The organism is Micromonospora sp. 4G55, from assembly GCF_016803375.1.
Genome location: NZ_JAEVHN010000147.1, coordinates 1 through 11,721, shown reverse-complemented (window position 1 = coordinate 11,721; position 11,721 = coordinate 1). Strand labels below are relative to the sequence as shown.

The 11,721-nt window shown below is 71.7% G+C and carries 13 protein-coding genes and 3 pseudogenes; 4 read left to right on the top strand and 12 right to left on the bottom strand.

The annotated features are described in order from the left end of the window. The coding region (locus JNW89_RS14730) for a transposase family protein (protein ID WP_238449371.1) at window positions 1–284 on the bottom strand (284 nt) is incomplete at its 3' end. A 97-nt stretch (window positions 285–381) separates the two neighbouring features. Between JNW89_RS14730 and JNW89_RS14725 the strand changes: the two genes are divergently transcribed. Continuing rightward, entirely contained in the window at window positions 382–885 is a 504-nt protein-coding gene (locus JNW89_RS14725) for a hypothetical protein (protein ID WP_238449370.1), read from the top strand. 108 nt (window positions 886–993) lie between these two features. On the opposite strand, the gene JNW89_RS14720 is transcribed toward JNW89_RS14725, so the two are convergent. The 4 genes from JNW89_RS14720 to JNW89_RS14705 form a co-directional block, all read right to left on the bottom strand. Next, entirely contained in the window at window positions 994–1,518 is a 525-nt protein-coding gene (locus tag JNW89_RS14720) for an SMI1/KNR4 family protein (protein WP_238449369.1), read from the bottom strand. A 35-nt stretch (window positions 1,519–1,553) separates the two neighbouring features. Continuing rightward, window positions 1,554–2,234 (bottom strand): class I SAM-dependent methyltransferase, encoded by a 681-nt coding sequence (locus JNW89_RS14715; protein ID WP_238449368.1) that lies wholly within the window; start codon window positions 2,232–2,234, stop codon window positions 1,554–1,556. After that, window positions 2,231–2,980 carry a DUF6928 family protein gene (locus tag JNW89_RS14710; protein ID WP_238449367.1) on the bottom strand — a complete coding sequence of 250 codons (750 nt, stop codon included), beginning with the start codon at window positions 2,978–2,980 and terminating at the stop codon, window positions 2,231–2,233. The genes JNW89_RS14715 and JNW89_RS14710 overlap by 4 nt, the downstream gene beginning before the upstream one ends. Before the next feature lie 69 nt (window positions 2,981–3,049). Beyond that, a complete protein-coding gene (locus JNW89_RS14705; protein ID WP_088960401.1) occupies window positions 3,050–3,412 on the bottom strand; it encodes a PH domain-containing protein in 363 nt (120 codons plus the stop codon). A gap of 85 nt (window positions 3,413–3,497) precedes the next feature. Between JNW89_RS14705 and JNW89_RS14700 the strand changes: the two genes are divergently transcribed. Continuing rightward, window positions 3,498–4,571 (top strand): DUF4190 domain-containing protein, encoded by a 1,074-nt coding sequence (locus JNW89_RS14700; RefSeq protein ID WP_238449366.1) that lies wholly within the window; start codon window positions 3,498–3,500, stop codon window positions 4,569–4,571. A gap of 64 nt (window positions 4,572–4,635) precedes the next feature. Here JNW89_RS14700 and JNW89_RS14695 read toward each other — a convergent pair whose 3' ends face one another. Both JNW89_RS14695 and JNW89_RS14690 read right to left on the bottom strand, forming a co-directional pair. Further along, on the bottom strand, window positions 4,636–4,971 hold the full coding sequence (locus JNW89_RS14695) for a hypothetical protein (RefSeq protein WP_238449365.1): 336 nt from the start codon (window positions 4,969–4,971) through the stop codon (window positions 4,636–4,638). Window positions 4,972–5,268: 297 nt separating this feature from the next. Further along, window positions 5,269–5,577 (bottom strand): 4a-hydroxytetrahydrobiopterin dehydratase, encoded by a 309-nt coding sequence (locus JNW89_RS14690; protein ID WP_238449364.1) that lies wholly within the window; start codon window positions 5,575–5,577, stop codon window positions 5,269–5,271. A gap of 237 nt (window positions 5,578–5,814) precedes the next feature. Here JNW89_RS14690 and JNW89_RS14685 point away from each other — a divergent pair. Beyond that, window positions 5,815–6,189 (top strand): annotated as a pseudogene (locus tag JNW89_RS14685) ((deoxy)nucleoside triphosphate pyrophosphohydrolase); the annotation flags it as partial. Between the two features lie 185 nt (window positions 6,190–6,374). Here the strand turns inward: JNW89_RS14685 and JNW89_RS14680 are convergent. The 5 genes and pseudogenes from JNW89_RS14680 to JNW89_RS38770 form a co-directional block, all read right to left on the bottom strand. After that, window positions 6,375–7,442, bottom strand: coding sequence for a succinate dehydrogenase/fumarate reductase iron-sulfur subunit (locus JNW89_RS14680; RefSeq protein ID WP_238449363.1), 1,068 nt, complete (start codon window positions 7,440–7,442; stop codon window positions 6,375–6,377). Next, on the bottom strand, window positions 7,442–9,358 hold the full coding sequence (locus JNW89_RS14675) for a fumarate reductase/succinate dehydrogenase flavoprotein subunit (RefSeq protein ID WP_238449362.1): 1,917 nt from the start codon (window positions 9,356–9,358) through the stop codon (window positions 7,442–7,444). The genes JNW89_RS14680 and JNW89_RS14675 overlap by 1 nt, the downstream gene beginning before the upstream one ends. 13 nt (window positions 9,359–9,371) lie before the next feature. After that, window positions 9,372–10,178, bottom strand: a complete 807-nt coding sequence (locus tag JNW89_RS14670) for a hypothetical protein (RefSeq protein ID WP_238449361.1) — start codon at window positions 10,176–10,178, stop codon at window positions 9,372–9,374. Window positions 10,179–10,447: 269 nt separating this feature from the next. Beyond that, window positions 10,448–11,271, bottom strand: a pseudogene (locus tag JNW89_RS14665) (metallopeptidase TldD-related protein); the annotation flags it as partial. A gap of 25 nt (window positions 11,272–11,296) precedes the next feature. After that, window positions 11,297–11,401, bottom strand: a pseudogene (locus JNW89_RS38770) (hypothetical protein); the annotation flags it as partial. 62 nt (window positions 11,402–11,463) lie between these two features. On the opposite strand from JNW89_RS38770, the gene JNW89_RS38765 reads away from it, so the two are divergent. Further along, on the top strand, window positions 11,464–11,721 hold a 258-nt coding region (locus JNW89_RS38765; RefSeq protein WP_375155094.1), incomplete at its 3' end, for a hypothetical protein.

Sequence of the window (11,721 nt, the reverse complement as noted above, 5' to 3'; positions counted from 1 at the left end):
AGGGCCAGCAGCGGTCCGAGGGTGTCGATGACCCGGTGCGCGGCGGAGTGCGACACCCCGAACAGCGGACCGATCTGCCGCATGGTCAGGTTGGTACGCCAGTACGCGGCCACCAGCAGCACCCGGTCGGGCAGGTCGAGGGCCCACTGCCGGCCCGGCCGGCCGTCAGCGATGGCCTCCCCGCCACGTTCAGCGACCAGCCGGACCAGCCGGCGGAACTGGGCGGGCTGCAGGCCGGTGAACGGAAAGATCCACTCCGGCCGGGCTGAGGAGATCACCTGCATCAGGACATCTTCGATGATCGTCCTCAAGGGACACCTGCCGGGTTACGAGACGTCCCTTAGGCTGAAGAGAGCCGTACCCCTGGGGGACGAGATGCGCATGCGCCCTGTGGCCGTCGCGGTGGCCCTGATCCTGGTCGGGTGGTGCCTCGCGGGCTGCACCCCGCGCCTGCGCGGCGAGCTGGGCGTGACCGTCGACCCGCAGGGCCGGGTCGTCGGCCTGATCGCGGTCTGTCCCGACCAGGAGCTGGACCACCTGACCCTGACCGACGTCTCGCAGAGCGGGGTACGGGTGACGCTCCGGCCGGCGGGCGACGACCGCCCCGACAGCGTCGTGCTGGGCGACCCGGGGGACGCCTGGACCGACGATTGGCCGCAGCAGACCCGGCAGGGGCAGGACCCGCGGGCGTTGACCGCCGACCACGAGTACGTCCTGGCCGGCGCGCTGACCGGCACGGGCTCCGGGGACGGGAAGCTGGACGGCGTCAGCTTCGTACCCGAGCAGGTGCTGGCCGACCCGCAGCTCCGCTCGGGCATGGTGCGGACCTGGCGCGCGGGGGAGATCGTCTCCGTCGACGAGTTCCGCCGCCTCGACCAGTGCTGACGGCCCGGTTATGCCGAACGCCACCGGGCCAGCGGCTTCGGCGAAACGATGACCCGTTCGACCCCGGTCAGCCGACAGACGTCGCGCCCCCTGCACCGGCCCCGTCCCTCAGCGGCAGAGGGACTCGATGAACGGCTCGAAGTCGGGGAACTCGGCCCGCGCCGCCTCGATCACCTCGGGCGCGGTCTGTCGCGCCCGCGGCGCGTACCGCTCGGCGATCGTGGTGCGACGGGCGTCCGGGCGGGGCCGGTGCTCGTGCCGCGGCCACATCGTCGCCTCCAGCGGGCCAAAACCGCCCGCGAGCAGCCAGAGATAGGCCGCCAGGTCGCGGGCGACCACCGACATCTCACCCTCGGAGCCGAGGAACACCACCGGCTGGCGCTCGATCGGCTCGCCGGGGCGGACCAGCCAGCAGGCCGCGAGCCCGCCCGTGCCGTCCTGGCCGAAGATCCGGAAATCGACCCCGTCCATCGAAGGGTTGCCACTCCACGCCTGCCACCACTCGGTGGTCTCGGCAAGGGTGAGGAAGGCGTCGTACGGCTCGAAATCGATGCCGTCGCCGCCGTCGTAGTCGAAGCCACCGTCCTGGGCCTCCCGCAGCGGAGCGGGGAGCGTGAGCTGTTTCCCGGTCACCGCCGCACCCTAGCGACGGCCTCCGACACGTCCGCTCAGCCGGATCCCTCGTCCGGGCGCCGGGCCAGCAGGTAGCAGCGCTGCGTCTCGCCCTCCTGCGGGTGGTGTGCCCGTTCCAGCCGAGCCTCCTCGGTGAAGCCGGCCGCGCGTAGTGCTCCGGCGACGGTCTCCACCTCGTGGTAGTGGAAGTCCACATCGACCTCATGGCCCCACCAGTCGGTCAGCCGCTGCACCTCGGCGCCCATGTGGAACGCCACCAGCAGCGAGCCGCCGGGCCGCAGCACCCGCCGCATCTCGACGAACGCCGGCCGCAGCTCCGCCGGCCGCAGGTGGATGACCGAGTAGAGCGCCACCGCCGCGCCGAACTCGCCGTCCGTCGCCGGCAGGCTCAGCAGGTCGCCCTGGCGGAACTCCACCTCCGGGTACGCGCGCCGGCCGGCGGCGACCATCGCGGGGGAGAGGTCGACGCCGACGGCGGTCACGCCGCGCTCCGCCAGCCAGGCCGCCACGTGCCCAGGCCCGCACCCCAGGTCGGCCACCGGGGCGTCGCCGACCCGCTTGACGAGGGCCGCGAGCAGCGCCCGGTCGAGGGGCTTGCCGGCCAGCTCGTCGCCGATGCGTTCCCGGTACGTCTCGGCCACCGTGTCGTAGCTGCGCCGTACCCGATCGTGGTCGGCCGCGCGGGACCCGCGGTCGGAACCGTTCCAGGCGGTCACCGGTCCACGACCTCGACCATCCGGCCGTTCTCGTAACGGAACCGGCGGGGCGGCAGCATCGTCCGTACCAGCTCCAACATGGCGGCACGCTCGGCGGCCTCACGGCCGGTCGGGTCCACCACCCGGAAGCCGAGCAGGGCGATTTTGTCCGCGTCCAGATCGTCGGGCTTCCGGCGCCCCTCCAGGACGAAGCCGAACAGGTGGCGCAGCGCCTCCTCGCCCAGCGTCAGCGGGTGGTAGGGCAGCGGGTACGCCTCGTCGTCGGTCCACCCCGGCACGGGCAGCACCGGGTGCTCGCCCGCCCGGTACGGCAGTTCGAAGGCGTACGGCGTGCCGATGTCCTCGCCGACACCGCCGCCGGGGGAGACGCTCAGTGAGCGGACCAGCTCGCCGTCCTCCCAGACGGCGAAGGCCAGCCAGTCGACGACCGAGTGCATCGCGTGCAGGACGACCCGGCGGCCGGCGGCCAGCCCCAGCAGATGAGCCGGCAGCTCGGATGGACGGTCCACCATGAATCGTTGGTCGCAGAGGATGTCGACGCCGGGCAGGCTCGCCGCATAGGTCACGTCGTCCGGCGGGTAGCTGCCGTCGGGGAGGGTGCTGCCATCGGCGGCGCTCACCTCGAAACCCGGGTGCGCGCGGCGGACCAGTTCGGCCGTGCGGCGAGCGTCGGGCGTGCCGCCGCGCCGGAGTGCGGTCGGCACGTCCCCGTCGGCGAAGGCCAGCAACCCGGTCTTGGCGCCCATTCACCACTCCCCGTCGGACGTCGTACGCGATGCCGGCGACGGTAGCCGGAAGCTACGACAGCCGAGGGGTCAGGAGATGTAGTGCAGGATGACGTTGTGCACGTGGTGGCTCTTCTGCGCGCCCCGGAACTCCACCTCGTAGGTGTGCGTGCCGACGTGGACGGCGATCGCTCCGGTGGAGAAGAACGAGCCGCCCCACGACTTGTTGCTCACCACGCTCACGCTGGTGATCTTCGAGTAGGGGATGCTGGTGATGGCGTACCGCTTGCCGATGAACGACCGGTCCTGGATGATCACGCGCCGGTCGGTGAGCCCGATGAACCCGGTGCCGGTGCCGACGGCGTCGTAGACGGCGATGATCTGCTCTCCGTCGAGCAGTCCACTCTGGATCTGCTGGAACTGCTCCTTGCGGTCGTACGTCGCATTGGCCATGGATCCCACGGTAGGAAGCGGACGCCAGCCCGCCAGGTCGACTAGTCTGCACGCCGCACGGGGGACACCGGGGAAGGAACGCGACATGACCACGGACGACACCAGGTCGAGGCAACCGGCGTCGCCCGGCCTCGCCGAGGCGGCCGCGGGCGAGTGGGAGCCGTGGGCGGGCTCCCGGCCGTCACACGGGCGGATGAACCGCCTGGCGATCGCCGCCTTCGTCCTCGGCCTGCTCGGCGGCGTGCTGGGAGCGGTGGTCGGGGTGGTCGCGCTGCGCCGGATCAGGCGGACCGGGGACCGGGGTCGGGGCCTGGCGGTCGCCGGCCTGGTGCTCTGCGGCGTCTGGGCGCTGGCGCTGGTGCTGGTTCTCACCGGGGTGGTGTCCCGGCCCGACCCGGCGATCGGCGTCCGGGGGCTGCGGGCGGGTGACTGCTTCCGCGTCGATGACACCCCCACGGGTACGCGCACCGCGCCGGAGGAGATCACCACGGTGCCCTGCACCGCGCCGCACGACGCGGAGCTGGTCGACCGCCTGCCCGCCTACGTTCGGCACGCCGGCGAGGCGTACCCGGGCACGGCCGCGCTGTCGGCGCGCGCCGAGACGGCCTGCCAGCAGCAGCAACGCAGCTACGTCCTCGACCCGCTCTCGCTCCCGCCGGACGTGCGGCTGCGCTGGTACGTCCCGTCGCGGGTCGAGTGGCCGACCTATCCGCAGATCACCTGCTATCTGGCCGCCGGGTCGACGCCGTTGACCCGGCAGCTGCGCCAGGACGCCACGGTGGTCCGCCCCGAACAGCTGGCCTACCTGATGGCGACCCGCGAGCTCGACGAGGCCCGGGCCGTCCTCGCCGCCCAGGGCCCGGCCGCCGCGCCGGCCGAGCTGCGCGCCATGGTGGCCCGGACGGCGACGGCCAACGGCCGGTTCTGGCTCGCGCTCAGCGCCCAGGCGTGGCCGGCGCAGGTCAAGGAGCCGATGGAGAAGCTGATCGCCGAGGCGCAGGAGGCCGCGGCCTACTGGCGGGACGCCGAGAAGGCCGCCGACCGGGACCAGACGCTCCGGCTGGTGGCGCAGGCCGAGCAGCGTCGCGAGCCGCAGACGGAGCTGGCCGTACGCCGGGCCCTGGGTCTGTCCACCGTGCAGGGCGAACCGGCGCGCTGACACGCACCAGCCCCGCCGGTCGCGTCGGGGGACGCGGCGCGGCGGGGCTGCGGAGGTGCGATCGTCAGTGGTTGGTGCGCGGGTCGTCGTCGCGGCTGCGGCTGCCCGACTTCGCCAGGCCCCGGCTGACCAGGTAACCGATGGTCAGCAGGGTGATGTACCACCAGGCCTTGTCGGCGGCGAAGTAGTCCCCACCGTTGTTGGCGGCGCCGTCGCCGACGGCGTTCGAGGCGATCAGCACGCCGATCACGGAGAGCAGGTAGACGGCGAGCTCGGTGGTCTTCCACGAGGGCTTGGTCTCGTCGCCGTGCCGACGCGCGACTCGCACGTCGTGGCCGAGGTGGTCGCCGTGTTGGTCGACGCCGTGCGTGGTGACGTTGGTGCCGGTGGGCGTGGTCATGTCAACTCCAAGGGGGATAACTTCGTGTGGGTTAGTCCTCTACGGGCTTTTTCAGCCTGCCCGTGCCGAAGCTTGTACCCTGGGCGACTTCACCGAAACGACAGATTTTCAGGAAAGTCTCAGGAAGGGGCGGCGGAGCGTCGCCGGCCGGCCACTCGGCCGGCCCGGTCCCGCACGTTCCGGCGAGACCGGGCGGCACCGGCGAGCCCTAGGCTGGGAGCGACGCGCCGATACCCCCGGCGGTGGGGGACGGGGGCCGACGATGGACACGTGCCACCAGGCTGCGCCGGGTGCCGCTCAGGAAGCGGTGACCGCCCGGTACGCGTCCTCGATGCGGGCGGCCAGCAGGACCTCGCCCTCGGTCAGCGGCTCACCGTCGCCGTGCCCGACCCGGATCTGGGTCTCCTCGTCCCGGCGACTGATCTCGGGACGGAGCCGGAGCGCGTCCGCGACCACCTTGACCCGCTCAGTCAGCGCCGCGTGCTGGGTGTCGTCCATCACGAGGGTCCGCCGGATCTGCTCACCCTCCCGGGTCCACCCGGTGAGGAGCGTCAGCGCGTCGCTGAGGTAGTCGTGCTTCGCCCGGCTGTTGAACAGCCCGCGCATCACCGCACCTCCCAGGCGTCGTTGCCGGCTTGTGGCCAAATCGTCGCCGTCCCGTGTCCTCGCGATGTTCCCTAGTCTGTCGTCAGCGGGACGGTGTGTCCACGCCCACACTTCCGTGTTCTGCTGACCTACCGGTCGGGGACGGTACCCAAACCGACGATTGATCTGGCACGCTGGACGCTCGTGCGGACCGAACGGGTAGGCGGAAGCGGGCAGGCCGAACGGCGCGAGGCGAAGGTGATCGTCGGGGCGGCCATCATCCGCGACGGGCGGGTGCTGGCCTGCGCGCGGTCCGCGCCGCCGGAGGTGGCCGGGATGTACGAGTTCCCCGGCGGCAAGGTCGAGCCGGGCGAGAGCGAGACCGCCGCGCTGGCCCGTGAGTGCGCCGAGGAGCTGGCCGTACGCGTCGAGATCGGCGACCGCGTGGGTCGCGACGTCCGGATGGCCCACGGCCGCTCGGTGCTCAAGGTGTACGCGGCCCGGCTCCTGCACGACGACCAGCCCAAGGCGCTGGAGCACCAGGCCATGCGCTGGCTCTCCGCCACCGAGCTGGACACCGTCACCTGGCTCCCCGCCGACGCCCCCATCGTGGCCGCCCTCCGCCCCCTCCTGCTGCCCGCCCCCCTGACCCCAGGGGTCCGTCCGGCGATCATGAAGTTGTCGCCGCGACCCGCCGGCCCGGCGGACAACAGCTTCATGATCGACGAGCGGGACGGCCCGGGGGAAAGCGACAGGGGGGTTGAAAGGGGACGGGGGCCGGCGGCTGTCGCCGCGGCCCCCGTCGATGCTTGCCCTGATCAGTGCTTCTCGTCCTGGCTCGGGTGAGCGAAGTTGAGGTGCTCCGGCGGCAGCGGGAAGGTGACGTCGTCGCCGAACGGCGACGGGGCCGCCGCCCGGTCGAAGGTCAGCTCCGTCAGCGGCAGCCGGCCGGTGGCGTCGACCGCCGGGGCGGTCGGGTGCGGGACCTCGCGGTGCCAGTTCACACCCTGCTGGGCCTGCACCTCGGCGAGCGAATCGTGCGAACCTCCCGCGTGCGAGTGGACCCCAGCCTGACGAGCGCCGCTGTGCACCACGGACTCCTTCCCCGCGCTGCCCGCGGTGCTCTGGGGCGTGTCACCCCGACGGAAGATCTTGCTACCAAGCCACACAAGGGGATCGTACCTGCGGTCGACGACCCGCTCCTTCATGGGGATGATCCCGTTGTCGGTGATCTTGATGTGCTCGGGGCAGACCTCGGTGCAGCACTTGGTGATGTTGCAGAACCCCAGCCCCTGCTCGGCCTGCGCGTAGTCCTTGCGGTCCGTCTTCGCGTCCAGCGGGTGCATGTCCAGCTCCGCGGCCCGGATGAAGAACCGGGGCCCGGAGAAGGCCTGCTTGTTCTCCTCGTGGTCGCGGATCACGTGGCAGACGTTCTGGCACAGGAAGCACTCGATGCACTTGCGGAACTCCTGCGAGCGCTCCACGTCGACCTGCTGCATCCGGTAGTCCCCGGGCGCCACGTCGGCCGGCGGCGCGAAGGCCGGCGTCTCCCGGGCCTTCTCGTAGTTGAACGAGACGTCGGTGACCAGGTCCCGGATGACCGGGAAGGTGCGCAGCGGGGTGACCGTGACCGTCTCGGCCTCCTCGAAGGTCGACATCCGGGTCATGCAGCTCAGCCGCGGCTTGCCGTTGATCTCCATCGAGCAGGAGCCGCACTTGCCCGCCTTGCAGTTCCACCGGCAGGCGAGGTCGGGCGCGTCGGTGGCCTGGAGCCGGTGAATGACGTCGAGGACCACCTCGCCCTCGTTCACCTCGACCGTGTAGTCCTGCAGGTCGCCGCCGGTCTCGTCGCCCCGCCAGATCCGGAACTGTCGCTTGTTGCCCATTACTTGCCCGCCTCCTCAGCGAGGGCGTCGAACTCCGCGAGCTCCTCGTCGGTCAGGTACTTGGCCAGCTCGGCACGGTCGAAGAGGCCGATCAGCTCCGGCCGCATCGTCGGCAGCGGCTTGTGGTCCAGGCGTACGGTGTCGCCGTCCAGGGAGCAGACCAGGTTGACCCGCCGCCACTTCGGCTCCATCGCCGGGAAGTCCTCCCGGGTGTGCCCGCCGCGGGACTCCTGCCGCTCCAGCGCCGCCTTCGCGGTGCACTCCGACACCACCAGCATGTTGCGCAGGTCCAGGGCCAGGTGCCAGCCCGGGTTGTAGCGCCGGCCGCCGCTGGCGCTGACCTTGGCCACCCGCTCGCGCAGCTCCGCCAGCCGGCGCAGCGCGTCGACCAGCTCACCCTCGCGCCGGATGATCCCTACCAGATCCCCCATCACCGCCTGGAGGTCCTGCTGGAGGGTGTACGGGCTCTCGCCGGTGTCCCGCTGCAGGGGCGCCAGCGCCATCTCCACCGCCGCCTCCACCGCGCCGATCGACACCTTCGGCCGCGCGCCGAGCTGGTCGGCGTACGACGCCGCGTGCCCGCCGGCCCGCTTGCCGAAGACCAGCAGGTCGGACAGGGAGTTGCCGCCGAGCCGGTTGGAGCCGTGCATGCCACCGGAGACCTCACCCGCGGCGAAGAGCCCGCGCACGGTGCCGTACGCGGCGCCCGAGTCCGGGTCCACCTCCACGCCACCCATCACGTAGTGGCAGGTCGGGCCGACCTCCATCGGCTCGGCGGTGATGTCGACGTCGGCCAGTTCCTTGAACTGGTGGTACATCGACGGCAGTCGGCGACGGATCTCCTCCCCCGAGCGGCGGGAGGCGATGTCCAGGTAGACGCCGCCCGCGGGCGTACCCCGGCCGGCCTTGACCTCGCTGTTGATCGCGCGGGCGACCTCGTCGCGGGGGAGCAGCTCCGGCGGGCGCCGGTTGTTGTCCGGGTCGGTGTACCAGCGGTCCGCCTCCTCCTCGGTCTCCGCGTACTGCTTGCGGAAGACGTCGGGGACGTAGTCGAACATGAACCGCTTGCCCTCGGAGTTCTTCAGCACGCCGCCGTCGCCGCGCACCGACTCGGTGACCAGGATGCCCTTCACCGAGGGCGGCCAGACCATGCCGGTGGGGTGGAACTGGAGGAACTCCATGTTGATCAGCGTCGCCCCGGCGCGCAGCGCCAGCGCGTGACCGTCCCCGGTGTACTCCCAGGAGTTCGAGGTAACCTTGTAGGACCGGCCGACGCCGCCGGTGGCCAGCACCACCGCCGGCGCCTCGAAGAGGACGAACTCGCCGGACTCCCGGTAGTAGCCGAACGCGCCGGCGACCCGGTCACCGTCGAGCAGCAGCTCGGTGATGGTGGTTTCGGAGAAGACCTTGATCCGGGCCTCGTAGTCGCCGTGGTCGCGCTTGTCCTCCTGCTGGAGGGAGACGATCTTCTGCTGGAGGGTGCGGATCAGCTCCAGGCCGGTGCGGTCGCCGACGTGCGCCAGCCGCGGGTACTCGTGGCCGCCGAAGTTGCGCTGGGAGATCTTCCCGTCCTTGGTGCGGTCGAAGAGCGCCCCGTAGGTCTCCAGCTCCCAGATCCGCTGCGGCGACTCCTTCGCGTGCAGCTCGGCCATCCGGAAGTTGTTGAGGAACTTGCCGCCGCGCATGGTGTCGCGGAAGTGGACCTGCCAGTTGTCCCGGTTGTTCACGTTCCCCATGGCGGCCGCCGCGCCGCCCTCGGCCATCACGGTGTGCGCCTTGCCGAAGAGCGACTTGGAGATGATCGCGGTCTTCTTGCCCGCCAGCCGGGCCTCGATCGCCGCGCGCAGGCCGGCGCCGCCGGCCCCGATCACGACGACGTCGTAGTGGTGTCGTTCGATGCGAGTGGTAGTCGTCATGTCCAGGCGCCCTCTAGTTGATGAACCGCAGATCGTTGAACCAGCCGGCCGCGACCGCCATGACGTAGAAGTCCGTCAGGGCGAGGGTGCCGAGGGTGATCCAGGCGAGCTGCATGTGCCGGACGTTCAGGGCGGAGACGAAGGTCCAGGCCTTGTAGCGCATCGGAGCCTTCGAGAAGTGCTTGAGCCGCCCGCCGATGATGTGCCGGCAGGAGTGGCAGGAGATGGTGTACGCCCACAGCATCACCACGTTGCCGAGCAGGATGATGTTGCCCAGCCCGAAGCCGAAGCCCTTCGGCGAGTGGAAGGCCAGAATCGCGTCCCAGGTGTTGATCAGCGAGATGATCGCGGCGGCGTAGAAGAAGTAGCGGTGCAGGTTCTGCCCGAGCAGCGGGAACCGGGTTTCGCCGCCGTACGCCTTGTGCCCGTCCGGCACCGCGCACGCCGGCGGCGACAGCCAGAACGAGCGGTAGTACGCCTTGCGGTAGTAGTAGCAGGTCAACCGGAACAACAGCAGGAACGGCAGGGTCAGCGCGGCGTCCGGGATGATCCACCAACCGGGCAGGAAGCTGCCAAAGTGCGAGGAGCCCTCGGTGCATCGCTCGGTGACGCAGGGGGAGTAGAACGGGGTCAGGTAGTGGTACGCGTCGACCCAGTACCACTTGTGCATGAAGACCCGGACCGTCGCGTACGCGACCCAGGCGCTGAGCCCGAGGAAGGTGAGCAGTGGGGCGAGCCACCAGCGGTCGGTCCGCAACGTCTTCGCCGCGATGGCGGCGCGCGCCCGCGCCCCCAGCGGCCTCGTTGCCGTTGATGTCATTCGAGTCGTCTCCCTGACGGGGCCCTCGCGGGCGGCGGATCACGTTCCGTTCGGTCAGCGGACCGGTGGGACTGGGGTCCACTGCCACGTCTTTGCGCACACCAACGACCGCACCGGCATGACGGCGCAGCTAAGTGACACACGTTACGCCGATCTCCACGGCCCGGCCGCGCAACGCAGTGTCCCGTGTGTCCCGCAGGTTGGAAAGACCCGGAGCATGATCAATGTCCGTCAGCCGGAAAAGATCGTCTCCGGTCGGGGCCGGACGGTCAGCCGGAGGCGCCGCCGGTGAAGTTCCACGCCGCCAGGCGCAGCGCCGGCGCCTCCCACCAGATCCCGTCCAGCCGGTCCGGCTGGCGGACCGGCCGGCGGCCGAGGCCGAGCACCGCGCCCGGCGCCAGCGCCCGTGGGTACGACTCGGTGAACCGGAAGTCGCGGACCGCCCGGGTCGGCACACCGTCCTCGACCAGCCACACCCCGTTGCGGGTCAGCCCCGTGATCACCAGACTCTTCGGATCGAGCACCCGGGTGTACCAGAAGTCGCTGACCAGCAGCCCGCGCTCCATGCCGGCGACCAACGCGGCCGTGTCCCCGTCCGCCACCGCCCCGGGCGTGACCTCGGCACCACCGTCGGACTGCCGCCCGGGCCGGCCGCGGCGAGCAGGCGGAGGTTGCGCGGGATCGGGCCGAAGGTGGACGCGCCGACCATGCCGTGGCCGGTGGACCCGGTGCCCACCTCGGCGCCGCTGCGCCGTCGTGCGCCACCGCGCTGGTCACCCCGGCCTCGACCAGCGTCAGCGCCCGCCGGGCGGTGCCCTCCAGGTCGTACGGGAGGGCGGAGGCGTGCAGCGGGTCGTCGACCAGGGTCACGACGGGTCGAACTGGGCGGTGCCCGGCTCGGCGAAGGACTGCGCTCGGCGTACCGCTTGCCGTTGAAGCCGTACCAGGAGAAGTTCTGCAACAGGTCGCCCACCGCGGCCGGCTCCAGCACCACCTCGTACCGGCCCGGGGGCAGCTCCACCGGGTCGGCGGCGGCGCGCGCCTTGCCGGCGGCCCGGGCGCCCAGCGCCGCCCCGTCGAGGTCGGCCAGCCGGCGCCGCTGCGCCGTCGTGCGCCACCGCGCTGGTCACCCCGGCCTCGACCAGCGTCAGCGCCCGCCGGGCGGTGCCCTCCAGGTCGTACGGGAGGGCGGAGGCGTGCAGCGGGTCGTCGACCAGGGTCACGACGGGTCGAACTGGGCGGTGCCCGGCTCGGCGAAGGACTGCGCTCGGCGTACCGCTTGCCGTTGAAGCCGTACCAGGAGAAGTTCTGCAACAGGTCGCCCACCGCGGCCGGCTCCAGCACCACCTCGTACCGGCCCGGGGGCAGCTCCACCGGGTCGGCGGCGGCGCGCGCCTTGCCGGCGGCCCGGGCGCCCAGCGCCGCCCCGTCGAGGTCGGCCAGCCGGCGCCGCTGCGCCGTCGTGCGCCACCGCGCTGGTCACCCCGGCCTCGACCAGCGTCAGCGCCCGCCGGGCGGTGCCCTCCAGGTCGTACGGGAGGGC

Excerpts from the sequence above, each read along its gene's own strand:
- JNW89_RS14670 (WP_238449361.1), bottom strand. The coding sequence starts at position 10,178 with ATGACATCAACGGCAACGAGGCCGCTGGGGGCGCGGGCGCGCGCCGCC.
- JNW89_RS14700 (WP_238449366.1), top strand. The coding sequence starts at position 3,498 with ATGACCACGGACGACACCAGGTCGAGGCAACCGGCGTCGCCCGGCCTC.
- JNW89_RS14675 (WP_238449362.1), bottom strand. The coding sequence starts at position 9,358 with ATGACGACTACCACTCGCATCGAACGACACCACTACGACGTCGTCGTG.
- JNW89_RS14695 (WP_238449365.1), bottom strand. The coding sequence starts at position 4,971 with ATGACCACGCCCACCGGCACCAACGTCACCACGCACGGCGTCGACCAA.
- JNW89_RS14680 (WP_238449363.1), bottom strand. The coding sequence starts at position 7,442 with ATGGGCAACAAGCGACAGTTCCGGATCTGGCGGGGCGACGAGACCGGC.
- JNW89_RS14710 (WP_238449367.1), bottom strand. The coding sequence starts at position 2,980 with ATGGGCGCCAAGACCGGGTTGCTGGCCTTCGCCGACGGGGACGTGCCG.
- JNW89_RS14705 (WP_088960401.1), bottom strand. The coding sequence starts at position 3,412 with ATGGCCAATGCGACGTACGACCGCAAGGAGCAGTTCCAGCAGATCCAG.
- JNW89_RS14690 (WP_238449364.1), bottom strand. The coding sequence starts at position 5,577 with ATGCGCGGGCTGTTCAACAGCCGGGCGAAGCACGACTACCTCAGCGAC.
- JNW89_RS14725 (WP_238449370.1), top strand. The coding sequence starts at position 382 with ATGCGCCCTGTGGCCGTCGCGGTGGCCCTGATCCTGGTCGGGTGGTGC.